At 71.1% G+C, this 21844-nt stretch carries 21 protein-coding genes; 20 read left to right on the top strand and 1 reads right to left on the bottom strand.

Translation table 11 applies throughout. The features are described from left to right. Positions 1-122: 122 nt before the first annotated feature. On the bottom strand, positions 123-941 hold the full coding sequence (locus HNQ01_RS14350) for an outer membrane protein assembly factor BamD (protein ID WP_173806141.1): 819 nt from the start codon (positions 939-941) through the stop codon (positions 123-125). A gap of 58 nt (positions 942-999) precedes the next feature. On the opposite strand from HNQ01_RS14350, the gene HNQ01_RS14355 reads away from it, so the two are divergent. The 20 genes from HNQ01_RS14355 to HNQ01_RS14450 all read left to right on the top strand — a co-directional run bounded on the left by HNQ01_RS14355 (position 1000) and on the right by HNQ01_RS14450 (position 21673). Further along, positions 1000-1992 (top strand): RluA family pseudouridine synthase, encoded by a 993-nt coding sequence (locus HNQ01_RS14355; protein ID WP_173806142.1) that lies wholly within the window; start codon positions 1000-1002, stop codon positions 1990-1992. A 180-nt stretch (positions 1993-2172) separates the two neighbouring features. After that, the gene (gene scpB / locus HNQ01_RS14360; RefSeq protein WP_173806143.1) at positions 2173-2760 is read left to right on the top strand and encodes an SMC-Scp complex subunit ScpB; all 588 of its coding nucleotides are present in this window, start codon (positions 2173-2175) and stop codon (positions 2758-2760) included. Positions 2761-2767: 7 nt separating this feature from the next. Continuing rightward, entirely contained in the window at positions 2768-4924 is a 2157-nt protein-coding gene (gene rluB, locus HNQ01_RS14365; protein ID WP_173806144.1) for a 23S rRNA pseudouridine(2605) synthase RluB, read from the top strand. A 160-nt stretch (positions 4925-5084) separates the two neighbouring features. Next, positions 5085-5513 (top strand): nucleoside-diphosphate kinase, encoded by a 429-nt coding sequence (gene ndk, locus HNQ01_RS14370; RefSeq protein ID WP_173806145.1) that lies wholly within the window; start codon positions 5085-5087, stop codon positions 5511-5513. A gap of 37 nt (positions 5514-5550) precedes the next feature. Beyond that, the gene (gene rlmN, locus HNQ01_RS14375) at positions 5551-6696 is read left to right on the top strand and encodes a dual-specificity RNA methyltransferase RlmN (protein ID WP_173806146.1); all 1146 of its coding nucleotides are present in this window, start codon (positions 5551-5553) and stop codon (positions 6694-6696) included. Positions 6697-6767: 71 nt separating this feature from the next. Next, positions 6768-7637, top strand: coding sequence for a type IV pilus biogenesis/stability protein PilW (gene pilW, locus HNQ01_RS14380; protein ID WP_173806147.1), 870 nt, complete (start codon positions 6768-6770; stop codon positions 7635-7637). Beyond that, positions 7630-8574 carry a helix-turn-helix domain-containing protein gene (locus HNQ01_RS14385; RefSeq protein ID WP_173806148.1) on the top strand — a complete coding sequence of 315 codons (945 nt, stop codon included), beginning with the start codon at positions 7630-7632 and terminating at the stop codon, positions 8572-8574. Before pilW ends, HNQ01_RS14385 begins: the two co-directional genes overlap by 8 nt. Before the next feature lie 10 nt (positions 8575-8584). Next, positions 8585-9862 (top strand): flavodoxin-dependent (E)-4-hydroxy-3-methylbut-2-enyl-diphosphate synthase, encoded by a 1278-nt coding sequence (gene ispG, locus HNQ01_RS14390; RefSeq protein WP_173806149.1) that lies wholly within the window; start codon positions 8585-8587, stop codon positions 9860-9862. Positions 9863-9894: 32 nt separating this feature from the next. Continuing rightward, positions 9895-11175, top strand: coding sequence for a histidine--tRNA ligase (gene hisS, locus HNQ01_RS14395; protein ID WP_173806150.1), 1281 nt, complete (start codon positions 9895-9897; stop codon positions 11173-11175). 36 nt (positions 11176-11211) lie between these two features. Beyond that, on the top strand, positions 11212-11892 hold the full coding sequence (locus HNQ01_RS14400; protein WP_173806151.1) for a YfgM family protein: 681 nt from the start codon (positions 11212-11214) through the stop codon (positions 11890-11892). Continuing rightward, a complete protein-coding gene (gene bamB / locus HNQ01_RS14405) occupies positions 11889-13010 on the top strand; it encodes an outer membrane protein assembly factor BamB (protein WP_173806152.1) in 1122 nt (373 codons plus the stop codon). Before HNQ01_RS14400 ends, bamB begins: the two co-directional genes overlap by 4 nt. A gap of 111 nt (positions 13011-13121) precedes the next feature. Next, positions 13122-14465, top strand: coding sequence for a ribosome biogenesis GTPase Der (der, locus tag HNQ01_RS14410; RefSeq protein WP_173806153.1), 1344 nt, complete (start codon positions 13122-13124; stop codon positions 14463-14465). A 74-nt stretch (positions 14466-14539) separates the two neighbouring features. Then, complete coding sequence (gene hfq / locus HNQ01_RS14415; protein ID WP_173806154.1) at positions 14540-14782, top strand: RNA chaperone Hfq; 243 nt, start codon at positions 14540-14542, stop codon at positions 14780-14782. Positions 14783-14804: 22 nt separating this feature from the next. After that, positions 14805-16040: a GTPase HflX gene (hflX, locus tag HNQ01_RS14420; protein WP_173806155.1), complete on the top strand. Its 1236-nt coding sequence runs from the start codon at positions 14805-14807 to the stop codon at positions 16038-16040. 38 nt (positions 16041-16078) lie between these two features. Then, on the top strand, positions 16079-17359 hold the full coding sequence (hflK, locus tag HNQ01_RS14425; RefSeq protein WP_173806156.1) for an FtsH protease activity modulator HflK: 1281 nt from the start codon (positions 16079-16081) through the stop codon (positions 17357-17359). Positions 17360-17385: 26 nt separating this feature from the next. Continuing rightward, the gene (hflC, locus tag HNQ01_RS14430) at positions 17386-18264 is read left to right on the top strand and encodes a protease modulator HflC (RefSeq protein ID WP_173806157.1); all 879 of its coding nucleotides are present in this window, start codon (positions 17386-17388) and stop codon (positions 18262-18264) included. A gap of 22 nt (positions 18265-18286) precedes the next feature. Then, complete coding sequence (locus tag HNQ01_RS14435) at positions 18287-18475, top strand: DUF2065 domain-containing protein (RefSeq protein WP_173806158.1); 189 nt, start codon at positions 18287-18289, stop codon at positions 18473-18475. A 101-nt stretch (positions 18476-18576) separates the two neighbouring features. Beyond that, positions 18577-19740: an ATP phosphoribosyltransferase regulatory subunit gene (locus HNQ01_RS14440; RefSeq protein WP_173806159.1), complete on the top strand. Its 1164-nt coding sequence runs from the start codon at positions 18577-18579 to the stop codon at positions 19738-19740. Positions 19741-19788: 48 nt separating this feature from the next. Beyond that, positions 19789-21138 (top strand): adenylosuccinate synthase, encoded by a 1350-nt coding sequence (locus HNQ01_RS14445; RefSeq protein WP_173806160.1) that lies wholly within the window; start codon positions 19789-19791, stop codon positions 21136-21138. Positions 21139-21151: 13 nt separating this feature from the next. Then, positions 21152-21673: a phosphoribosyltransferase gene (locus HNQ01_RS14450; RefSeq protein WP_173806161.1), complete on the top strand. Its 522-nt coding sequence runs from the start codon at positions 21152-21154 to the stop codon at positions 21671-21673. The last annotated feature ends 171 nt before the right edge of the window (positions 21674-21844 follow it).

Consider the following 21844-nt stretch of genomic DNA (forward strand, 5'->3'; position numbering starts at 1 on the left):
GGAAGAACTGCGAGCGCTGGCTCAACACCAGCCTGCAGTTCGTCCATCTCGCCTTTCTGGCCTTGCTCCTCAGGAGATCGTGAACACGCTCTGAGCGCGGCGGGCGGATCGGCGCGCGCCGTTCACCAGAAGCGCCAGAAGCGCTCGGGCTTGTCCTCGTAGCTGCGCTCGAGCCAGGTGCTGCGCGGGAAGTTGGTCTTCAGCACGCGCCGGGCGTCGTCGCGCAGGTCGTTCATGCCGAGCTTGTCGTAGCTGGCGGCCATCAGGAACAGCGCCTCCTCGGCGGCCGGCACGCCGCGGAAGTCCTGCAGCGCCTGCTGCGCGCGGTTGGCCGCGGCCAGGTAGGCGCCGCGCATGTAGTAGTAGCGCGCCACATGGACCTCGTGCGCGGCCAGCGAGTTGACGATGTACTTCATCCGCACGCGGGCGTCCGGCGCGTACTTCGACTCGGGGAAGCGGTCGACCAGGGTCTTGAAGCTCTGGTAGGCGTCGCGCGAGGCCTGCTGGTCGCGCTCGGACAGGTCCTGCTTCGAGACGTTGCCCAGCAGGCCGAGGTCGTCGTTGAAGTTGATCAGGCCCTGCAGGTAGTAGGCGTAGTCGACGGCCGGGCTGGTCGGGTGCAGCTTCATGAAGCGCTCGACGACCGCCAGCGCGCGTGCCTTCTCCTGTTGCTTGTACAGCAGGTAGGCCTGCTCGAGCTGGGCCTGCTGCGACAGCAGCGTGCCGGCGGCGCGGCCCTCGACGCGTTCGTAGAGCTGGATCGCGCGTTCGTACGAGCCGGCCGAGGCTTCCTCGCGGGCCTCTTCGTACAATTTGGAGATGCTCTTGCCGTCGTCGAGGTTCTTCGGGTCCGACGCGCAGCCTCCGAGCAGCAGGGCCGTCGCGGCCGCGATCGCGGCGAGGGCAGGGCGCAGGGCCGGGGTCGGGCGATGCAGGGGCATGATGGCGTGGCCGATTCCTCTCGGGCCGGCCGGACAATGGATTCAGGACGTGAATTATATGAACGGGGCCGATGGCCCGGACGAGGCCCTGGTGGCCGCAGTCGCCGGCGACGAGACCGGCGAGATCGAAGGCTTCGAGACCCGCGTGCTGGAGGTCGCGCAGGACGCGCACGGGCTGCGGCTCGACAAGTGGCTCGCCGGCGTGGCCACGGAGTTCTCGCGCAGCCATCTGCAGGGGCTGATCGCCCAGGGTCTGGTGCGCAGCGCCGGGCGGGTGCTGGAGAGCGCCTCGCGCAAGGTCGCCGCCGGCCAGGTCGTCGAGATCGAGCTGCGGCCGACCGCGCAGAGCAGCGCCTTCCGCCCCGAGCCGATCGCGCTGTCGGTGCTGCACGAGGACGAGGACATCCTGGTCATCGACAAGCCCGCCGGCATGGTGGTGCATCCGGCCGCCGGCAACTGGTCGGGCACGCTGCTCAACGCGCTGCTGGCGCGCCACCCGGCCTCGGCGCAGCTCGCGCGTGCCGGCATCGTGCACCGGCTGGACAAGGACACCTCCGGCCTGATGGTGGTGGCGCGCACGCTGCGCGCCCAGACCGAGCTGGTGCGCGCGATCGCCGCGCGCGAGGTGCACCGCGAATATGTCGCGCTGGTGCATGGCGTGCTGCCGCCGGCGCCGTTCAGCGTCGAGGCGCCGATCGGGCGCGATCCGTCCTCGCGCATCCGCATGGCGGTGGTGGCCGGGGGCAAGCCCGCGCGCACCGACGTCACGCCGCTGGCCGCCGCGCGCATCGAGGGCCTGCCCTGCGGCGCGGTGCGCTGCCGGCTGCACACCGGGCGCACCCACCAGATCCGCGTGCATCTGGCCAGCCACGGGCTGCCGCTGATCGGCGACGTCACCTATGGCGGACGGGTCGCGGTCGGGATGGCGCGCCAGGCGCTGCATGCCGTGCGGCTCGGGCTGGTCCATCCGGTCAGCGGGCAGGAAATGGTGTTCGAATCCACGCTGGCCCCCGATCTGCAGGCGGCCTGGGACCGGATTGTCCCGCGTTGAGACGAGCACGGATCTCGGCTCGCGCTAGAATGCGCTCCAGCACGAGATCGCACGTCCCCCGCGACCTCCCGATGATGCCGCTGCCCGGGTTCCCGGAGCGGCCCCCCGACCTGAAGTGAACTGCCCGCCGCACCGGCTCCTGTCCGGCGCGGCCGCCTAGGTTTCAGACACCATCGATCGATGAATACCCGGGATGCCCGACGCGTCCTCGAGACCGCGCTCATCTGCGCGCAGCAGCCTTTGCCGGTGCGCGAGCTGCGCAGCCTGTTCGACGGCCAGCTCGGCGCCGACACGGTGCGCATGCTGCTCGACGAGCTGGCGCGCGACTGCGACGGGCGCGGCATCGAGCTGGTGTGCGTGGCCGGCGGCTGGCGCTACCAGAGCCGGCCGGAGATGCACCGCTATCTCGAGCGGATGCATCCGGAGCGGCCGCCGCGCTACTCGCGGGCAACGCTGGAGACGCTGGCGATCATCGCCTACCGTCAGCCGGTCACCCGGGGCGACATCGAGGAGATCCGGGGCGTGACGGTCGGCACGCAGATCGTCCGCCAGCTCGAGGAACGCGGGTGGATCGATGTCATCGGTCATCGCGAGGGCCCGGGGCGTCCCGCGCTGTATGCGACGACGAAGCAGTTCCTCGACGATCTGGGGCTGAAGTCCCTGGATCAGCTGCCCTCGCTGGAGGCGAACCTGCCGGACAGGATCGCCGACACCCTGGCCGCGGACCCCGACAGCGGGGCGGCGGCGACCCTTTCTTCCGAGGCCTGAGGCCACCATGAACGACAACCAGGAAAACAACGCTGCCGTGCCGGCTGATCAGCCGGCGGCCGAGGCCCCGAAGAAGCGCCGCGCGCCCCGCAAGACCGCGGTCGAGGCCGCGGGCGCCGACACGGCGGCTGCGGCCGCTGCGGCCGACGTCGCGCCGGACGAGGCGGCGCCGAAGAAGCGCCGCGCCCCGCGCAAGGCGGCAGCCGAGGCCGTCGCGCCGCAGGACGAGTCCGTGCCGGCCGCGCCGGTCGAGCAGGCCGTGGCGCCCGCCGCCGAGGAGGCGCCGAAGAAGCGCCGTGCGCCGCGCAAGGCCGCCGTCGCCGCCGCGCCGGCCGATGCCGCGCCGCCTGAGGCCGTCGCTGCCGAGTCCGCGCCGGTCGAGGTCCCGGTGGCTGCGCCCGCGCCGGTCGCGGTGCCGGCCGAGCCGGTGGCCGAGGCCGCCGAGGCTCAGGCGCCGGGCGAGTCCGGCGAGGACTTCGAGTCGTCGGCCGACGCGTCCGAGGGTGGCGAGTCCGGCGGCCGTCGCGGCCGCAACCGTCGCCGCGGCCGCCGCGGCGAGCGTGACGGCGAGGGCGCCGGCCAGGAGGCCGCGGCTGCCGCCGCCGTGACCGAGGACGGCGAGCCGATCGAGGAGATCGTCGTCGCGCCCGACACCGGCGAGCTCGATGCCGACGACCTCTTCGCCGAGGTCATCTCCGGCGACTACGACGCCAGCGCCGAGCCGGCTGCCGACGAGCAGGTCGATCCGGGCAAGCGCGTGCTGCGCCCCGATCCGATGGCGCCGAAGCTGCACAAGGTGCTGGCCCAGGCCGGCATCGGCTCGCGCCGCGAGATGGAGCAGCTGATCCAGGACGGCCAGGTCTCGGTCAACGGCGAGCCGGCCCACATCGGCATGCGCATCGAGCAGGGCGACCAGATCCGCCTGGCGGGCCGTCCGATCAAGGTGCGCATCGCGCCGGCGCCGGCGCGCGTGCTGGCCTACCACAAGCAGGTCGGCGAGGTGGTGACCCACCACGATCCGGAAGGCCGTCCGACCGTCTTCCGCCATCTGCCGCGCCTGCAGAGCGGCAAGTGGCTGTCGGTGGGCCGTCTCGACATCAACACCGAAGGCCTGCTGCTGTTCACCAACTCCGGCGACCTGGCCAACCAGCTGATGCACCCGCGCTTCGGCGTCGAGCGCGAGTACGCGGTGCGCGTGCTGGGCACGCTCGAGCTGGAGCAGCGCGCGAAGCTGCTCGAGGGCGTGGACATCGAGGGCCAGAAGGCCGCGTTCCGCTCGATCGAGGACGGCGGCGGCGAAGGCATCAACCGCTGGTACCGCGTCGTCATCACGGAAGGCCGCAACCGCGAGGTGCGCAAGCTCTTCGACGCGGTCGGCCTGACGGTCAGCCGCCTGATCCGCATCCGCTACGGCACCGTGGTGCTGCCGCGCGGCCTCAAGCGCGGCGTCTGGGTCGAGCTCGACGAGCATGACCTGCGCACCATCCGCGCGCTGGCCGGCATGGACAGCCCGCGCGCCGGCGTCGAAGGCGGCCGCCGCGGCCGGGGTCGCGACGGCGAGCGTGGTGCCGACCGCGCCGAGCGCGGCGGCCGGGGCGACCAGCCCCCGCGCGGCAAGGGCAGCCAGCATGGCGGCGACCGCGGTCCGCGCGGTCCGCAGGCCGAGCAGCGCGCCGAGCGCGGTGACCGAGGCGACCGGGGGGATCGGGGCGAGCGCCAGGACCGGCCGGACCGCCAGGACCGCCGCCAGGGTGGCCAAGGCGGGCAGGGCGGCCAGGGCATGGCCCAGGGCCCGCAGGGCAAGAAGCAGCGCCCGCCGCGCGGCGAGGGCGGCGCGCAGCGCGGCCAGCAGGGCCGCGACCGCGCCCCCGAGCGCGACCGCGACCTCGACGGCTACGACGAGCCGCCGATGCACATCCCCAATCCGCTCGAGCAGACCTTCGACCGCCGCTTCGCCTCGGGCTCCAAGCGCATCTCCGCCGGCTTCGGTCGTCCGACCGAGGAACCGGGTTCGGGCAACGGCGGCCAGGGCGGCAACCGCAAGGGCCAGGGCGGCGGCCAGCGCCAGCCCGATCCGATGCAGACCTCGGTGGGCTACATCGGCGCCGACGCCTACTTCACCCGTCCGGGCGGCAACAAGGGTCGCGGCGGCCGTCGCCGCTGAGTCCCGCCCGGGTCGACGACCCGGGTGACCTGCCGTCGACACGCGGCGAGGCTAGAATGCCGGGTTTTTCCCGGCCTGCCGGCCTCGCGCGGCGTGATCCGCCGCCGGGTCGGCCGTCCTCTTCAACCGTCCATCTCCATCTCATCCAAGGAGTCAGAACATGGCCATCGAACGCACCCTGTCCATCATCAAGCCCGACGCCGTTGCCAAGAACGTCATCGGCCAGATCTACTCGCGCTTCGAAGGCGCCGGCCTGAAGATCGCCGCGGCCAAGCTGGTCCACCTGTCGCGTGCCGAAGCCGAGCAGTTCTACGCTGTCCACGCCGCTCGCCCGTTCTTCAACGATCTGGTCAGCTTCATGATCTCCGGCCCGGTCATGATCCAGGTCCTGGAAGGCGAAGGCGCGATCCTGAAGAACCGCGACCTGATGGGCGCCACCGACCCGAAGAAGGCCGCCCCGGGCACCATCCGCGCCGACTTCGCCGACTCGATCGACGCCAACGCCGTGCACGGCTCGGACGCCCCGGAAACCGCCGCCGTCGAAGTGGCGTTCTTCTTCCCCGGCCTGAACGTGTACAACCGCGGCTGATCCCTTCCGGATCCGCCCCTTCCAGCACGCATCGGCCATGACGGACGCGACGACCAATCTTCTCGACTTCGATCTCGAGGCGCTTTCCGCGTACTGCGAGCGTCTGGGCGAGAAGCGTTTCCGCGCCGTCCAGCTGTTCCGCTGGATCCATCAGCGCGGCGCGCGCGACTTCGACCAGATGAGCGATCTGGCCAAGTCGCTGCGCGCCAAGCTCGCCGGCTGCGCGACGATCCGTCCGCTGCCGGTCATCTCCGAACATGTTTCCGCCGACGGCACCGTCAAGTGGCTGTTCGACGTCGGCGCCGGCAATGCGGTCGAGAGCGTCTTCATTCCCGAGGACGACCGGGGCACGCTGTGCGTGTCCTCGCAGGCCGGCTGCGCGGTGGGCTGTCGCTTCTGCTCGACGGGGCACCAGGGCTTCTCCCGCAACCTCTCCACCGGCGAGATCCTCGCCCAGCTCTGGCATGCCGAGCACAGCCTGCGTGAGCGCCTGAAGACGCCCGCCGGCGAGCGCGTCATCACCAACGTCGTGATGATGGGCATGGGCGAGCCGCTGCAGAACTACGCCGCGCTCGTGCCCGCGCTGCGCGTCATGCTCGACGACCACGGCTACGGCCTGTCGCGCCGGCGCGTGACGGTGTCGACCTCCGGCGTCGTGCCCTTCATGGAGCGCCTGCGCGAGGACCTGCCGGTGGCGCTGGCGGTGTCGCTGCACGCGCCCGACGACGCCCTGCGCGACCCGCTGGTGCCGCTGAACCGCAAGTACCCGCTCGCTGAGCTGCTCGCCGCCTGCAAGGGCTATCTGGAGCGCGCGCCGCGCGACTTCATCACCTTCGAATACTGCATGCTCGACGGCGTCAACGACGGCGACGAGCAGGCGCGGGCGCTGCTGGCGCTGGTCGGCCCCAAGGGCCCGGCCGGTCGCGTGCCCTGCAAGTTCAACCTGATCCCGTTCAACCCGTTCCCGGCCTCGGGCCTGAAGCGTTCGCCCAACGAGCGGGTGCAGGCCTTCGCGAAGATCCTGATCGAGGGCGGCATCGTCACCACGGTGCGCAAGACGCGCGGCGACGACATCGACGCCGCCTGCGGCCAGCTCGCCGGCGAGGTGCAGGACCGTACCCGCGCGGCCGAGCGCATGACGCGCGCGCCGGTGCAGGTGATCCGCCCGGCCCGTCCGGCCTGAGCCGGTCGCGCCGATCCAGGCCGGCGCGTGCCGCACGCGCCGCACCGATTCCTTCCCCCGGAGCCGAGACGATGCTGAAGAACCCCGCATGGCTGACGCTGCTGGTGCTGCTGGGCGCCGGCTCGCTCGGGGGCTGCGTGGCCGGTCCGTCCGCCCCGGTGCCGATGGGCACCGAGACGGGGGGCGCGCCGCTGGCCGTCGCGCAGGTCGCTCAGGCGCCGGCGGGCGCACGGCGCGACCTGACCACCGCCTCCGACGAGACCGACCAGGACCGGCGCGTGCGCATCCGCACCGAGCTGGCCGGCGCCTACTTCGGCCAGGGCCAGCTTCCGACCGCGCTCGACGAGATCAAGCGCGCGCTGGCGGTCGATCCGCAGAACGTGCCGGCGCTGACGCTGCGCGGCATGATCTACGCGGCGATGGGCGAGTTCGACCTGGGCGAGGCCAGCCTGCGCGAGGCGCTGCGGCTGAGGCCCGACGACGGCGACACGCTGCACAACTACGGCTGGTTCCTGTGCCAGCGCCGGCGCTTTCCCGAGGCGCGCAAGCAGTTCGAGGCGGCGATGGCGGTGCCGCAGTACCGCGAGCAGGCGCGCACGCTGCTGGCCGCCGGCCTGTGCGAGGCGCGTGCCGGCGACCTGCAGACCGCGCAGCTGATCCTGCAGCGCAGCTTCGATCTCGAGCCGGGCAACCCGGTGACCACCTTCAATCTCGCCGACGTGCTGATGCGCCGCGGCGAGCTCGAGCGCGCATTCCTGTACGTGCAGCGCCTCAACCAGACCCCCGAGCTGGTGCGCGCGCAGACGCTGTGGCTGGCCATCCGCATCCAGCAGCGCCGAAATCTGCCCGCGTCCGTGGAAGAATTGGGGTCCCAGCTGCGCACGCGCTTCCCGAACTCGCGCGAGGCCGCGGCATTCGAGCAAGGACAGTTTGATGAGTGATGTGACAACGCCGGCGGCGGTCCCGTCGGGCGGATCGGCCGGCCAGATGCTGCGCGCGGCGCGCCAGGCCCGCGGGCTGGACCTCGACGCGCTGGCGCAGCTGCTGAAGGTGCCGGTGCGCAAGCTCGAGGCTCTCGAGGAGGACCGGGTCGCCGAGCTGCCCGGGCTGGCCTTCGCGCGCAGCCTGGCGCAGTCCTACGCCCGCCAGGTCGGGCTCGACCCGAAGGTCGTGCTGGCCGCGCTGCCGCAGGCGGTCACGCCGCCGCAGCAGCTCGAGAAGGTCAGCCGCGGCCTGCAGACGCCCTACCGCGAGAGCAGCGGGGCGCATTTCGGCCGCGCCGGCGGTGCCGGCTTCGAGCTGCGCCCGGTGCACTGGATCGCCGCCGGCCTGCTGCTGCTGGCGCTGCTGCTGTGGTTCGCGCCGCCGCTGCGCACGCTGCTCGAGGCGGTCGGCCTGTCGCGTGACACCGACACCGCCGCCACCGAGGCCGAAGCCCCGCCGGTCAACGCCTCGGCCCCCGGCCTGATCGCCGAGCCGGTCATGCCGGTGCCGGCTGCGCCGCAGGCCGCCTCCGCCGCGGGTGTCGCCGCGCCGGCCTCGGCGGTGCTGATCCCGGCCGCCTCGACACCGGTGGCCGTCGAGACGGTGCATTCGGCGCCGACGCCCGAGCCCAGCGCCTCGCCGGCCGCGCCTGCGGCCTCCGGTCCGGTCGTGCTGCGCACGCGCAGCGACTCCTGGGTCGAGGTCCGCGACGCTGCCAATGCGGTGCTGCTGTCGCGCACCGTGCCGGCCGGCGAGACCGTCGGCCTGGACGGCAAGATGCCGCTGCGGGTGCGCATCGGCGTGGCCAGCGCGGTCGAGGTGTCGCTGCGCGGCGAGCCGGTCGACCTCAAGCCCTTCACCCGCGGCACGACCGCGACCGCGATCCTGAAGTGACCTGACGACGATGAACGAGAAGATCCAGGAATCCGCTCCGATCCCGCTCGGCGAGGCCCAGCCGCGCCGCAGCCGCCAGGCCCGCGTGGTCTGGGGCTCGCGCGTGGTCACCGTCGGCGGCAGCGCGCCGGTGCGCGTGCAGTCGATGACCAACACCGACACCGTCGACGTGATCGGCACCGCCATCCAGGTCAAGGAGCTCGCGCTGGCCGGCTCGGAGATGGTGCGCATCACGGTCAACACGCCGGAGGCCGCCGCGGCCGTGCCGCACATCCGCGAGCAGCTCGACCGCATGCAGGTCGACGTGCCGCTGGTGGGCGACTTCCACTACAACGGCCACACGCTGCTGAGCCAGCACCCGGCCTGCGCCGAGGCGCTGTCCAAGTACCGCATCAACCCCGGCAACGTCGGCAAGGGCGACAAGCGCGACCGCCAGTTCGGCATGATGATCGAGGCGGCCCTCCGGCACGACAAGCCGGTGCGCATCGGCGTCAACTGGGGCAGCCTCGACCAGGATCTGCTCGCGCGCCTGATGGACGAGAACCAGCAGCGCGCCCGCCCCTGGGAGGCGCGCCAGGTGATGTACGAGGCGCTGATCCAGTCGGCGCTGGACTCGGCCAGCCACGCCGTCGAGCTGGGCATGGACCCGGCGCAGGTGCTGATCAGCTGCAAGGTCTCGGGCGTGCAGGATCTGGTCGCGGTCTACCAGGAACTGGCGAAGCGCTGCGACTACCCGCTGCACCTGGGCCTGACCGAGGCCGGCATGGGCACCAAGGGCACGGTGGCCTCGGCCGCCGCCCTGAGCGTGTTGCTGCAGCAGGGCATCGGCGACACCATCCGCGTCAGCCTCACGCCCCAGCCGGGCGAGGCGCGCACGCAGGAGGTGGTGGTGGCCACCGAGATCCTGCAGGCGCTGGGCCTGCGCACCTTCGTGCCGAGCGTCACCGCCTGCCCGGGATGCGGGCGCACCACCAGCACCACCTTCCAGGAACTGGCCAAGCAGATCGACGACTACCTGCGCGCGTCGATGCCGGTCTGGCGTGCCCGGTACCCCGGCGTCGAGAACCTGAAGGTCGCAGTGATGGGCTGCATCGTCAACGGTCCCGGCGAGAGCAAGCATGCCGACATCGGCATCAGCCTGCCCGGTACCGGCGAGGCGCCCGCGGCCCCCGTCTTCATCGACGGCCAGAAGGCGCTGACGTTGCGCGGCGAGGGCATCGCCACCGAGTTCCAGGCGCTGGTGCAGCAGTACATCGAGCGTCGCTTCGGCGCCGGCAAGGCCGCCTGAGAGCGGTCCCCTCTCTCCACGATTCTTTTCTGATGAGCGAAAAACTCCAGGCCGTCAAAGGCATGAACGACCTGCTGCCGCCGGACTCGGCGCGGTGGGAATGGTTCGAGGACACCGTGCGCGCGCTGATGCGCCGCTACGGCTATTTCAGCGTGCGCACCCCGATCGTCGAGCCCACGCCGCTGTTCGTGCGCGGCCTGGGCGAGGTCACCGACATCGTCGAGAAGGAGATGTACTCCTTCGAGGACAAGCTCAACGGCGACGCGCTGACGCTGCGCCCCGAGGGCACCGCCGGCGTGGTGCGCGCGGTGGTGCAGCACAACCTGCTCTACGACGGCCCGAAGCGCCTGTTCTACATCGGCCCGATGTTCCGCCACGAGCGGCCGCAGAAAGGGCGCTACCGCCAGTTCCATCAGGTCGGCGTCGAGGCGCTGGGCTTCGCCGGGCCGGACGTGGACGCCGAGGTGATCCTGATGGCGCGCAGCCTCTGGCGTGACCTGGGCCTGACCGACGTGCGCCTGGAGATCAACAGCCTGGGCCAGCCGGAAGAGCGCAAGGCCCACCGCGCCGCGCTGATCGCGCACTTCGAGGCCAATCTCGAGGTGCTCGACGAAGAGGCGAAGCGCCGCCTGCACAGCAACCCGCTGCGCCTGCTCGACACCAAGAACCCGGCGATGCAGGCGGTGGTCGAGGCCGCGCCGAAGCTGATGGACTTCCTCGGCGAGGCGTCGCTGGCGCACTTCGACGCGGTGCGCGCGGTGCTCGATGCGGTGGGCCAGCCCTACCGCATCAACCCGCGCCTGGTACGCGGCATGGACTACTACAACCTGACCGTGTTCGAGTGGGTCACCGACCGCCTCGGCGCGCAGGGCACGGTCTGCGGCGGCGGGCGCTACGACGGCCTGATCGAGCAGATCGGCGGCAAGCCGGCGCCGGCGGTGGGCTGGGGCCTGGGCATCGAGCGGGTGCTGGCGCTGCTGGAGGACAGCGGCGTGCCGGTGCCGGTGCCGGCGCCCGACGCCTACGCGGTGATCCCGGACGCCTCGGCGCTGGCGGTGGCCACCGTGACGGCCGAGGCGCTGCGCGCGCAAGGGCTGAAGGTGGTGCTGCACGCCGGCGGCAAGGACGGTCCCGGCAGCATGAAGTCGCAGTTCAAGAAGGCCGACGCCAGCGGCGCGCGCTTCGCGCTGGTCTTCGGCGGCAACGAGCTGGCGGCCGGCCAGGTCGCCGTCAAGCCGCTGCGCGGCGGCGGCGAGCAGGTGCTGCGCCCGCTGGCCGACCCCGCCGGCTGGGCCGCGACGCTGGCCGCATAATCCCCTCCGTCCTCATTCCAACAACGATTGCAGCGCATGGCCTCGCATCTCGATCTCGAAGAACAGGAACAGCTCGAACAGTTCAAGGCGTTCTGGAACAGGTTCGGCAACCTGATCCTGTGGGTGCTGCTGATCGTGCTGAGCGGCTATGCCGCGTGGAACGGCTGGCAGTGGTGGCAGCGCGACCAGGCCGCCAAGGCCGGCGGGGTCTACGACGAGCTCGAGCGTGCGGTGCAGGCCGGCGATGCCGATCGTGCCGGCAAGGTCTTCGCCGACCTGCAGTCGCGCTATCCGTCGACCGCCTTCGCCGAGCAGGGCGGCCTGCTGGCCGCGAAGGCCCAGTCCGACAAGGGCCAGGCGGATGCCGCCCGCACGACGCTGGAATGGGTGGCCTCGCAGGCCCGGGAAGACGAGTACCGCGCGATCGCGAAGCTGCGCCTGGCGGCGCTGAAGCTCGAGGCGAAGCAGCCGGACGAGGCGCTGCGCCTGCTCGACGGCCTGCCCGAGAGCTTCGCGGCGCTGGCGGCCGACCGTCGCGGCGACATCCTGCTGGCCAAGGGCCAGCGCGCCGAGGCGCTGGCCGCCTACCAGCAGGCCTGGAAGGGCCTGGACGAGGGCGCCGACTACCGTCGCCTGGTCGAGGCCAAGCTGGTCTCGCTCGGTGCCGCGCCCGAGGGCGGCACGCCGGCCGCTGCGGCCGAAGGAGCATCGAAATGATCAAGCGCCGCGTTCTCGCCCTCGGCCTGACCGCGCTGGCGACGCTCCTGGCGGCCTGCGGCTCGACCTCGCGTCCGAAGCCCGCGCCGCTGGAGCCGCTGCAGGCGAAGATCGCCGGCCGCCAGGTCTGGCGCCAGAGCGTCGGCGAGCCGGTCGCCGGCCTGTCGGTGGCGGTGCTGGGCGACCGCTTCCTGCTCGCCAGCGCGCGCGGGCAGCTCGTCAGCCTCGACATCGGCACCGGCGAGGTGCGCAGCCGCGTCGACATCGGCGCGCCGCTGAGCGCGGGCGTCGGCAGCGACGGCCGCCATGCCGCGGTCGTCACCCAGGACAACGAGCTGGTGGTCGCCGACAGCGCGCGGGTGGTCTGGCGCACCCGGCTGAACTCGCGCGTCGTCACCGCGCCGCTGGTGGCCGGCGAGCGCGTCTTCGTGCAGGCGATCGACCGCAGCCTGTGGGCCTTCGATGCCTTCGACGGCCGCCTGCTGTGGTCGACGCCGCGTTCGGGCGAGGCGCTGTCGCTGGCGCAGCCCGGCGTGCTCCAGCCCTGGCGCAACACGCTGCTGGCCGGCGTCGGTCCGCGCCTGGTCGCGATCGAGCCGCTCGGCGGCGCGGTGCAGGGCCAGATGACGGTCGCCGCGCCGCGCGGCACCAACGAGGTCGAGCGCCTGGGCGATCTGGTCGGGCCGGCCGCGCGCCAGGGCGAGACCGTCTGCGTGCGCTCCTTCCAGGCCGGCGTGGGCTGCGTCAACGCCGAGCGCGGCTCGGTGCTGTGGACCCGCCAGCAGGGCGGCTTCCAGGGGCTGGCGATGGACGGCGAATTCGTCTTCGGCTCCGACGCGAGCGACCGCATCACCGCCTGGCGGCGCAGCAGCGGCGACGTCGTCTGGAACAGCGACCGGCTGCGCTACCGCAGCCTGAGCGCGCCGATCGCGCTGGGCTCGACCGTCGTCTTCGGCGACGCCGAGGGCTGGCTGCATGTGCTGTCGCGCGACCGCGGCGAGCCGCTGCTGCGCCTGCCCACCGACGGCAGCGCCATCGCGGTGCCGCTGGTGCGCTCCGGCCTGACGGTGCTGGCGGTGACCCGCTCGGGCAACGCCTTCGCCTTCCGGCCCGAATGACCCCGTGAATCCGTCCGGGCCGACCGCCGGCCGGCCCGGACCTCTTCTCTGCAACAACAACGCGGGCGCCGCCGCCTCCCGGTGCGCGACGCCGCAGATCGGATCTGACCCATGAAACCCGTGATTGCCCTCGTCGGACGTCCCAACGTCGGCAAGTCCACGCTCTTCAACCGCCTGACGCGCAGCCGCGACGCCATCGTCGCGGACTATGCCGGCCTGACCCGCGATCGCCACTACGGCGACGGTCGTGTCGGCACCCACGAGTTCATCGTCATCGACACCGGCGGCTTCGAGCCCGACAGCTCCGAGGGCATCTTCCACGAGATGGCCAAGCAGACCTGCCAGGCGGTGGCCGAGGCGGATGCGGTGATCTTCGTCGTCGACGTGCGTGCGGGCCTGTCGGCCCAGGACCACGACATCGCGCGCTACCTGCGCTCGACCGGCAAGCGCGTGCTGCTGGCGGCCAACAAGGCCGAGGGCATGAAGGACGGCCCGCAGCTGGCCGAGTTCTTCGAGCTGGGCATCGGCGAGCCGATCGCCGTCTCCTCGGCCCACGGCCAGGGCGTGCGCAGCTTGATCGACCTGGCGCTCGAGGGCCTGGTGCCCGAAGAGGACGAGGACGAGGCCGAGATCGACGACGCCGACCGCCCGGTGCGGCTGGCGGTGTGCGGCCGACCCAACGTCGGCAAGTCGACGCTGATCAACACCTGGCTCGGCGAGGAGCGCCTGGTCGCCTTCGACCAGGCCGGCACCACCCGCGACGCGATCCATGTGCCCTTCGAGCGCGGCGGCCAGCGCTACGAGCTGATCGACACCGCCGGCCTGCGCCGCAAGGGCCGGGTGTTCGAGTCGATCGAGAAGTTCTCGGTCGTCAAGACGCTGCAGGCCATCGCCGACGCCAACGTCGTGCTGCTGCTGATCGACGCCACCGAGGGCGTGTCCGACCAGGACGCGCACATCGCCGGCTATGTGCTCGATTCCGGCCGCGCGGTCGTCATCGCGATCAACAAGTGGGACGCGGTCGACGAGTACCAGCGCCAGATGCTGCAGCGCTCGATCGAGTCGCGGCTGTCCTTCCTGAAGTTCGCGCCGCTGCTCAACATCTCGGCGCGGCGTCGTCAGGGCCTGGGCCCGCTGTGGGAAGCGATCGAGGCGTCCTGGGCCTCGGCGCGCTGCAAGATGCCCACGCCGGTGCTGACCCGCCTGCTGCAGGAGGCGGTGGCCTTCCAGCAGCCCAAGCGGGCGGGCTCCTTCCGCCCGAAACTGCGTTATGCCCACCAGGGTGGGCAGAACCCGCCGGTGATCGTGATTCACGGCAATGCCGTGGAGCATGTCACCGACGTGTACAAGCGCTATCTGGAGAGCCGGTTCCGCGAGCATTTCAAGCTCGTCGGCACTCCGTTGCGCATCGAGTTGCGCGCCTCGCGCAATCCCTTCACGGAAAAGGATTCCTGATCCTCGGAGCCCGGATGTCGCGCGTGTGATAACGTGCGGCACTTCGACTCCACTTTTCCAACACGGAGCATATCGTGAGCAACAAAGGGCAACTGCTACAAGACCCCTTCCTGAACCTCCTGCGCAAGGAGCATGTTCCGGTCTCGATCTATCTGGTCAACGGCATCAAGCTGCAGGGCCACATCGAGTCCTTCGACCAGTATGTGGTGCTGCTGCGCAATACCGTGACCCAGATGGTCTACAAGCACGCGATCTCCACCGTCGTGCCTGGCCGTCCGGTCAACTTCCACGCGGCCGAATCTCCGGACGCTCACTGAAAGTCCGGCACGCTCGTCCATCTTGACTGAAACGGCATCCTCGGCGCCCCCGCGCGCTGTTCTGGTCGGGGTGGACCTCGGCCCCGGTTCCTCCTTCGATCCCACGCTGGACGAACTGGCCCTGCTGGCCGAATCCGCGGGCGACCTGCCGGTCGCCCGCATCATCGCCCGCCGCAAGTCCCCGGATCCGGCCCTGTTCGTCGGCTCGGGCAAGGCGGAGGAAATCCGCCTGACGGTGCTCGAGCACCGCGCGCAGTGCGTGATCTTCGATCAGGCCCTGGGACCGGCCCAGCAGAGAAATCTCGAGCGGGTGCTCGGCGTCGAGGTTCTCGACCGCACCTCGCTGATCCTGGACATCTTCGCCGCCCGCGCGCGCAGCCATGAAGGCAAGCTGCAGGTCGAGCTGGCCAAGCTGCAGTATCTGGCCACCCGGCTGGTGCGGCGCTGGTCGCACCTGGAGCGCCAGCGCGGCGGCCACGGCCTGCGCGGCGGCCCCGGCGAGACGCAGATCGAGCTCGACCGGCGCATGATCGACACGCGCATCAAGTCGGTCCGCGAGCGCCTCGAGAAGGTCAAGCGCCAGCGCGGCACCCAGCGCCGTGCCCGCGAGCGCCGCGGCACCTTCCGCATCTCGCTGGTCGGCTACACCAACGCCGGCAAGAGCACGCTGTTCAACGCGCTGGTCAAGGCCCGCAGCTACGCCGCCGACCAGCTCTTCGCCACGCTCGACACCACGGTGCGCCAGCTCTATCTGGAGGACGCCGGCCGCAGCGTGTCGCTGTCGGACACCGTCGGCTTCATCCGCGACCTGCCGCACGGCCTGGTCGAGGCCTTCCAGGCGACGCTGCAGGAGGCGGCCGACGCCGACCTGCTGCTGCATGTCGTCGATGCCGCCAGTCCGAACCGGCTCGAGCAGCTCGAGGAGGTGATGCGGGTGCTGCACGAGATCGACGCCGGCGGCATCCGCCAGATCCTGGTGTTCAACAAGCTCGATGCGCTCGACGAGGCCTCGCGGCCGCGCGAGATGCTCGATGCCTTCGAGGTCGAGCCGGGTCGCCGGGTCGACCGCATCTTCCTGAGCGCACGCAGCGGTGAGGGGCTCGACGCGCTGCGCCAGCTGCTCGCGCGCGCCGCGCTCGAGGCCGAGCCGGGCGAGGCTCCGGCCGATCACGATCCCCGCTTCATCGATCCGGGAACCACCGGCACCGATCCGGTGTCCGAGGACGATCGATTCCTGCCCGCGCCGGATGCGGCGTGATGCATGTTGTAATTCCGGACATGAACAAGACGAATCCGATGGATGACCGTTCCGCCTCGCCGGTGAAGCTCGTCACCCTGGCTGCGCGCCGCCTGCTGCGGGCCGCCGGCCTGCCGGGACCGGCGGGCGCGACGACCAGCCAGAACTCGGGCCGCAACGACGGTCCGCCCGATCTCGACGAGCTCTGGCGCGACTTCAACCAGAAGCTGGGCGGCCTGTTCGGCGGCAAGGCCCCGGGGCCGACGCCGCCCTCGGGCGGCCGCCCCGATCCGTCCTCCGACGGCCGGGTGTTCGGCATCGGCGGCGGGCTGGTGCTGGGCGTGGCCGCGCTGCTGTGGCTGGGCAGCGGCTTCTTCATCGTGCAGGAAGGCCAGCAGGCGGTCATCCTGACCTTCGGCAAGTTCAGCCGCACCGCCGAGGCCGGCATCCAGTTCCGCTGGCCTGCGCCGTTCCAGGCCCACGAGACGGTCAGCGTCACGCAGACGCGCTCGACCGAGGTCGGCCGGAACGCGATCGTGCAGTCGACCGGGCTGCGCGACTCGTCGATGCTGACCCAGGACGAGAACATCGTCGACATCCGCTTCACGGTGCAGTGGCGCCTGAAGCAGGCCAAGGACTTCCTGTTCGAGAACCGCAACGTCGAGGAGGCGGTCGTGCAGGCCGCCGAGAGCGCGGTGCGCGAGATCGTCGGCCGCAGCACGATGGATTCCGTGCTCTACGAGCAGCGCGACGCGCTGGCCGCCGAGCTGGTGCGCTCGGTGCAGGCGCAGCTCGACCGGCTGAAGGCGGGCATCCTGGTGACCAACGTCAACGTGCAGAGCGTGCAGGCGCCCGAGCAGGTGCAGTCGGCCTTCGACGATGCCTTCAAGGCCGGCGCCGACCGCGAGCGCCTGAAGAACGAGGGCCAGGCCTACGCCAACGACATCATCCCGAAGGCCCGCGGCACCGCCGCGCGCCTGGGCGAGGAGGCCGAGGCCTACCGCGCCCGCGTCGTCGCGCAGGCCATCGGCGACAGCGAGCGCTTCCGCAGCGTGCTGGCCGAGTACCAGAAGGCGCCGGGCGTGACGCGCGACCGGCTCTACATCGACACGATGTCGCAGATCTACGCCAGCGTCAGCAAGGTGATGGTCGACTCGCGCAGTGGCAGCAACCTGCTGTACCTGCCGCTCGACCGGCTGATCCAGCAGAGTGCGGCGGCCCCAGGCGCGGCCGCCTCGGCGCCGGCGGCGCAGGCGCCGCTGCAGGATCCGGCTTCCAGCTTCGGTGGCGACGTGCGCTCGCGCGACGGCCAGCGCAACCGCGACCGCGACGGCCGCTGAGCGGCGACGCACGGGGACACGCAGACATGAATCGAATCGGACTGATGGGCGTCGGCGCGCTGCTGGCGCTGATGGTGGGCTCGTCGACGCTGTTCGTCGTCGACCAGCGCAATTACGCGGTGGTGTACTCGCTGGGCGAGATCCGGGAGGTCATCGCCGATCCCGGACTGAAGTTCAAGCTGCCGCCGCCGCTGCAGAACGTCATCTTCGTCGACCGGCGCACGCAGACGCTCGACAGCCCGGAGACGCGGCCGATCTTCACCGCCGAGAAGCAGAGCCTGGTGATCGACTGGCTGGTGAAGTGGCGCATCACCGAGCCGCGCCAGTTCATCCGCAACACCGGCGTCGACCTGCGCAACGCCGAGGCGCGGCTGAGCCCGATCGTGCAGGCCGCGCTCAACGAGGAGGTCACCAAGCGCACGGTGCGCGAGATGCTCTCGACCGAGCGCGACAAGGTGATGACCGGCGTGATGGCGCGCCTGCAGGACGACGCGAAGAACTTCGGCATCGAGATCGTCGACGTGCGCATCAAGCGGGTCGACTTCGCCTCGTCGGTGACCGACTCGGTCTACCGGCGCATGGAGTCCGAGCGCAAGCGCGTGGCCAACGAGCTGCGCTCGCAGGGCTCGGCCGACAGCGAGAAGATCCGTGCCGACGCCGACCGCCAGCGCGAGGTCATTCTCGCCGAGGCCTACCGCGAGGCGCAGAAGGTCAAGGGCCTGGGCGACGCCGAGGCGTCGGCGATCTATGCCGAGGCCTTCGGCCGCGATCCGCAGTTCGCCCACTTCTACCGCAGCCTCGAGGCCTACCGCGCCAGCTTCCGCGGCAAGGGCGACGTGATGGTCGTCGATCCGTCGAGCGACTTCTTCCGGGTGATGCGCGGCGGCGCGGCCCCGGCGAAGTGAGCCCGGGTCCGGCGTCCGCGCGATGAGCGACTCGCTGCTGATGGCCCTGGCGCTGGTGCTGGTGATCGAGGGGCTGATGCCCTTCGCCAGCCCGTCGCAGTGGCGGCGTGTCTTCGAGGAACTGCTGAAGATGCAGGATGGCCAGATCCGCTTCATCGGGCTGGTCAGCATCGTGTCTGGGCTGCTGATGCTGGCCTTCCTGGCCGGCTGAGCCGTTGTCATCATGCCGACACCGGCCCGTGGCGGGCCGGTGATGCCGTGCTGCCGCGCGCGGCCCGGTAGAATCACGCTTTTAGTCCTTCCCCCACCGCTATGTCTTCTGCTTGGCTGCTGCCCGAGCACATCGCCGACGTCCTGCCCCACGAGGCCCGGCGCATCGAGGAACTGCGACGCATCCTGCTCGATGCGGCGCGTGCGCATGGCTGCGAGCTGGTCATGCCGCCGATGCTCGAGCATCTCGAGTCGCTGCTCAGCGGCACCGGCCAGGCGCTCGACCTGCGCACCTTCAAGCTGGTCGACCAGCTCAGCGGCCGCACGCTGGGCGTGCGGGCCGACACCACGCCCCAGGTCGCCCGGATCGACGCGCATCTGCTCAACCGCGCCGGCCTGACCCGGCTGTGCTACTGCGGCCCGGTGCTGCACACGCTGCCGGCCGCGCCGGGCAGCACCCGCGAGCCGCTGCAGTTCGGCGCCGAGATCTACGGCCACGCCGGTCTCGAGGCCGATCTGGAGGTGCAGGAGCTGGCGATCGAGTGCCTGCAGCGTGCCGGCGTGCGTGCGCTGGTGATGGATCTGGCCGACGCGCGGCTGCTGGCGGGTCTGCTCGACGGGCTTGCGGCGAAGGTGGTCGATGCCGATGCGCTGCAGGCCGCGCTGGCCGCGAAGGACCAGGCCGCGGTCGACGCGCTGACCGCCGCGCTGCCGGCGGACCGCCGCGACGCGCTGCGCCTGCTGCCCTCGCTGTACGGCGACGACGAGGTGCTGGCGCTGGCACGCGAGCGCCTGCCGGCGCTGCCGCTGGTGGCGGCGGCGCTCGACGACCTGCAGTGGCTGGCCCGTCACCTGCGCCGGGCCTACCCGGACCTGCGCGTGGGCTTCGACCTGGCGGACCTGTCCGGCTACGACTACTACAGCGGCGCGCGCTTCGCCGTCTACGCCGCCGGCAGCGCCGGCGCGCTGGTGCGCGGGGGGCGCTACGACGATGTCGGCGCGATCTTCGGTCGCAGCCGTCCGGCCGTCGGCTTCAGCCTCGATCTGAAGACCGTCGTGGCCCACGGGCATCTCGACGGCCGCCGCGCGGCGATCCTGGCGCCGTGGAGCGAGGATCCGGCGCTGCGCGCCGAGATCCGCCGTCTGCGCGATGCCGGCGAGTCGGTGGTCTGCGTGCTGCCCGGGCACGAGCACGAGGCCGACGAATTCGAATGCGACCGCGAGCTGGTCGCCACCCACGGACAATGGGTGGTCCGCGCGCGCTGAAGTCGTCGCGCCTCCCGCCTGACCCTTTCTTTCGAACGGATACTTGAGATGGATACTCGCAGTGCTGCGGCCGCCGGAACGCGCGGTCGCAATGTCGTCGTCGTCGGCACGCAATGGGGCGACGAGGGCAAGGGCAAGGTCGTCGACTGGCTGACCGACCACGCCGCCGGCGTCGTCCGCTTCCAGGGCGGCCACAATGCCGGCCACACGCTGGTCATCAACGGCAAGAAGACCGCGCTGCAGATCATCCCGTCGGGCATCATGCGCGAGGGCGTGCCGTGCTTCATCGGCAACGGCGTCGTCGTCGACCCGACCCACCTGCTGTCGGAGATCGAGCGCCTGGAGGCCGCGGGCCTGGACGTGCGCTCCCGCCTGTTCATCAGCGAGTCCTGTCCGCTGATCCTGCCCTTCCACGTCGCGGTCGACAAGGCGCGCGAGGCGCTGCGCGAGAACTCGGGCGCCGGCAAGATCGGCACCACCGGCAAGGGCATCGGCCCGGCCTACGAGGACAAGGTCGCCCGCCGCGCGCTGCGCGTGCAGGACCTCAAGCATCCCGAGCGCTTCGCCAAGAAGCTGCGCGACCTGCTCGAGCTGCACAATTTCGCGCTGACCGGCTACCTGAAGAGCGATGCGCTCGAGTTCCAGCCGATCTTCGACCACGCGATGAAGCTGGCCGAGCAGCTCAAGCCGATGATGGCCGACGTGGGCGTGCTGATCGACCAGGCCAACCGTGCCGGTGGCTCGATCCTGTTCGAGGGCGCGCAGGGCACGCTGCTCGACGTCGACCACGGCACCTATCCGTACGTCACCTCGAGCAACTGCGTCGCCGGCAACGCCGCCGCGGGCTCGGGCGTCGGTCCGGGCATGCTGAACTACATCCTGGGCATCACCAAGGCCTACACGACGCGCGTCGGCTCGGGCCCGTTCCCGACCGAGCTGGACTGGGACACGCCCGGCACCGTCGGCCACCACCTGTCGACCGTCGGCCAGGAGCGCGGCACCGTCACCGGCCGTGCGCGCCGCTGCGGCTGGATCGATGCGGCCGCGCTGAAGCGCTCGATCCTGATCAACGGCATCACCGGCCTGTGCCTGACCAAGCTCGACGTGCTCGACGGCCTGTCGGAGATCCGCATGTGCACCGGCTACGAGCTGCACGGCGAGAAGGTCGACATCCTGCCGCTGGATGCCGACGAGATCGTCAACTGCGTTCCGGTCTACGAGACCTTCCCCGGCTGGACCGAGACCACCTTCGGCGTGACGTCCTGGGATGCGCTGCCCCTGAATGCCCGCCGTTACCTTGAGCGGGTTCAGGAATTCATCGGCGCGCCGATCGACATGGTTTCGACCGGGCCCGACCGTGACCACACCATCCTGCTGCGCCACCCCTACAAGGGCTGAACAAGGAATTTCGATGCTGACTGACGACGGCAAGCACCTCTACGTCTCCTGGGACGAATACCACCAGCTGATCGAGCGGCTGGCCATCAAGGTCCATGAGTCGGGCTGGGAGTTCGACCAGATCCTGTGCCTGGCCCGCGGCGGCCTGCGTCCGGGCGACGTGATGTCGCGCGTGTTCGACAAGCCGCTGGCCATCATGGCCACCAGCTCCTATCGCGCCGAGGCCGGCACGATCCAGGGTCGTCTGGACATGGCCAAGTACATCACGATGCCCAAGGGCGAACTGGCCGGCCGCGTGCTGCTGGTCGACGACCTGGCCGACTCCGGCGTGACGCTGCAGGCGGTCGTCGAGCGCCTGCGCGGCATGCCGGCGATCCGCGAGCTGCGCTCGGCGGTGCTGTGGGTCAAGGGCGTGTCGTGCTACACGCCGGACTACTTCGTCGAGATGCTGCCCACCAGCCCGTGGATCCATCAGCCTTTCGAGGAATACGACGCGATGCGTCCGGAAGGCCTGCTGCGCAAGACCAGCGTCTGAGCGAGCCGCGAGCCCTCGGGCTCATGACCGAGGCCCCGGTCGCCGAAAGGTGGCCGGGGCCTCGGCGCATGCGGAGCACATGGCACATGTGCGGGGCAGGGAGCAAGACATGAGGAGGCGGAGGGACAAAGCAAAAAGCCGGCATGAAGCCGGCTTTTCACTGATGTTGGT

Source organism: Sphaerotilus uruguayifluvii (genome assembly GCF_013294065.1).
Classification (GTDB): domain Bacteria; phylum Pseudomonadota; class Gammaproteobacteria; order Burkholderiales; family Burkholderiaceae_C; genus Sphaerotilus; species Sphaerotilus uruguayifluvii.

What these genes read in the sequence shown, in the direction of transcription:
- HNQ01_RS14450 (WP_173806161.1), top strand. Translation starts at nt 21,152, where the DNA reads ATGCTGACTGACGACGGCAAGCACCTCTACGTCTCCTGGGACGAATAC.
- HNQ01_RS14445 (WP_173806160.1), top strand. Translation starts at nt 19,789, where the DNA reads ATGGATACTCGCAGTGCTGCGGCCGCCGGAACGCGCGGTCGCAATGTC.
- ndk (WP_173806145.1), top strand. Translation starts at nt 5,085, where the DNA reads ATGGCCATCGAACGCACCCTGTCCATCATCAAGCCCGACGCCGTTGCC.
- HNQ01_RS14350 (WP_173806141.1), bottom strand. Translation starts at nt 941, where the DNA reads ATGCCCCTGCATCGCCCGACCCCGGCCCTGCGCCCTGCCCTCGCCGCG.
- HNQ01_RS14435 (WP_173806158.1), top strand. Translation starts at nt 18,287, where the DNA reads ATGAGCGACTCGCTGCTGATGGCCCTGGCGCTGGTGCTGGTGATCGAG.
- rluB (WP_173806144.1), top strand. Translation starts at nt 2,768, where the DNA reads ATGAACGACAACCAGGAAAACAACGCTGCCGTGCCGGCTGATCAGCCG.
- HNQ01_RS14355 (WP_173806142.1), top strand. Translation starts at nt 1,000, where the DNA reads ATGAACGGGGCCGATGGCCCGGACGAGGCCCTGGTGGCCGCAGTCGCC.
- bamB (WP_173806152.1), top strand. Translation starts at nt 11,889, where the DNA reads ATGATCAAGCGCCGCGTTCTCGCCCTCGGCCTGACCGCGCTGGCGACG.
- rlmN (WP_173806146.1), top strand. Translation starts at nt 5,551, where the DNA reads ATGACGGACGCGACGACCAATCTTCTCGACTTCGATCTCGAGGCGCTT.
- der (WP_173806153.1), top strand. Translation starts at nt 13,122, where the DNA reads ATGAAACCCGTGATTGCCCTCGTCGGACGTCCCAACGTCGGCAAGTCC.
- HNQ01_RS14440 (WP_173806159.1), top strand. Translation starts at nt 18,577, where the DNA reads ATGTCTTCTGCTTGGCTGCTGCCCGAGCACATCGCCGACGTCCTGCCC.
- HNQ01_RS14400 (WP_173806151.1), top strand. Translation starts at nt 11,212, where the DNA reads ATGGCCTCGCATCTCGATCTCGAAGAACAGGAACAGCTCGAACAGTTC.
- ispG (WP_173806149.1), top strand. Translation starts at nt 8,585, where the DNA reads ATGAACGAGAAGATCCAGGAATCCGCTCCGATCCCGCTCGGCGAGGCC.
- hflC (WP_173806157.1), top strand. Translation starts at nt 17,386, where the DNA reads ATGAATCGAATCGGACTGATGGGCGTCGGCGCGCTGCTGGCGCTGATG.
- hisS (WP_173806150.1), top strand. Translation starts at nt 9,895, where the DNA reads ATGAGCGAAAAACTCCAGGCCGTCAAAGGCATGAACGACCTGCTGCCG.
- scpB (WP_173806143.1), top strand. Translation starts at nt 2,173, where the DNA reads ATGAATACCCGGGATGCCCGACGCGTCCTCGAGACCGCGCTCATCTGC.
- pilW (WP_173806147.1), top strand. Translation starts at nt 6,768, where the DNA reads ATGCTGAAGAACCCCGCATGGCTGACGCTGCTGGTGCTGCTGGGCGCC.
- hflK (WP_173806156.1), top strand. Translation starts at nt 16,079, where the DNA reads ATGGATGACCGTTCCGCCTCGCCGGTGAAGCTCGTCACCCTGGCTGCG.
- HNQ01_RS14385 (WP_173806148.1), top strand. Translation starts at nt 7,630, where the DNA reads ATGAGTGATGTGACAACGCCGGCGGCGGTCCCGTCGGGCGGATCGGCC.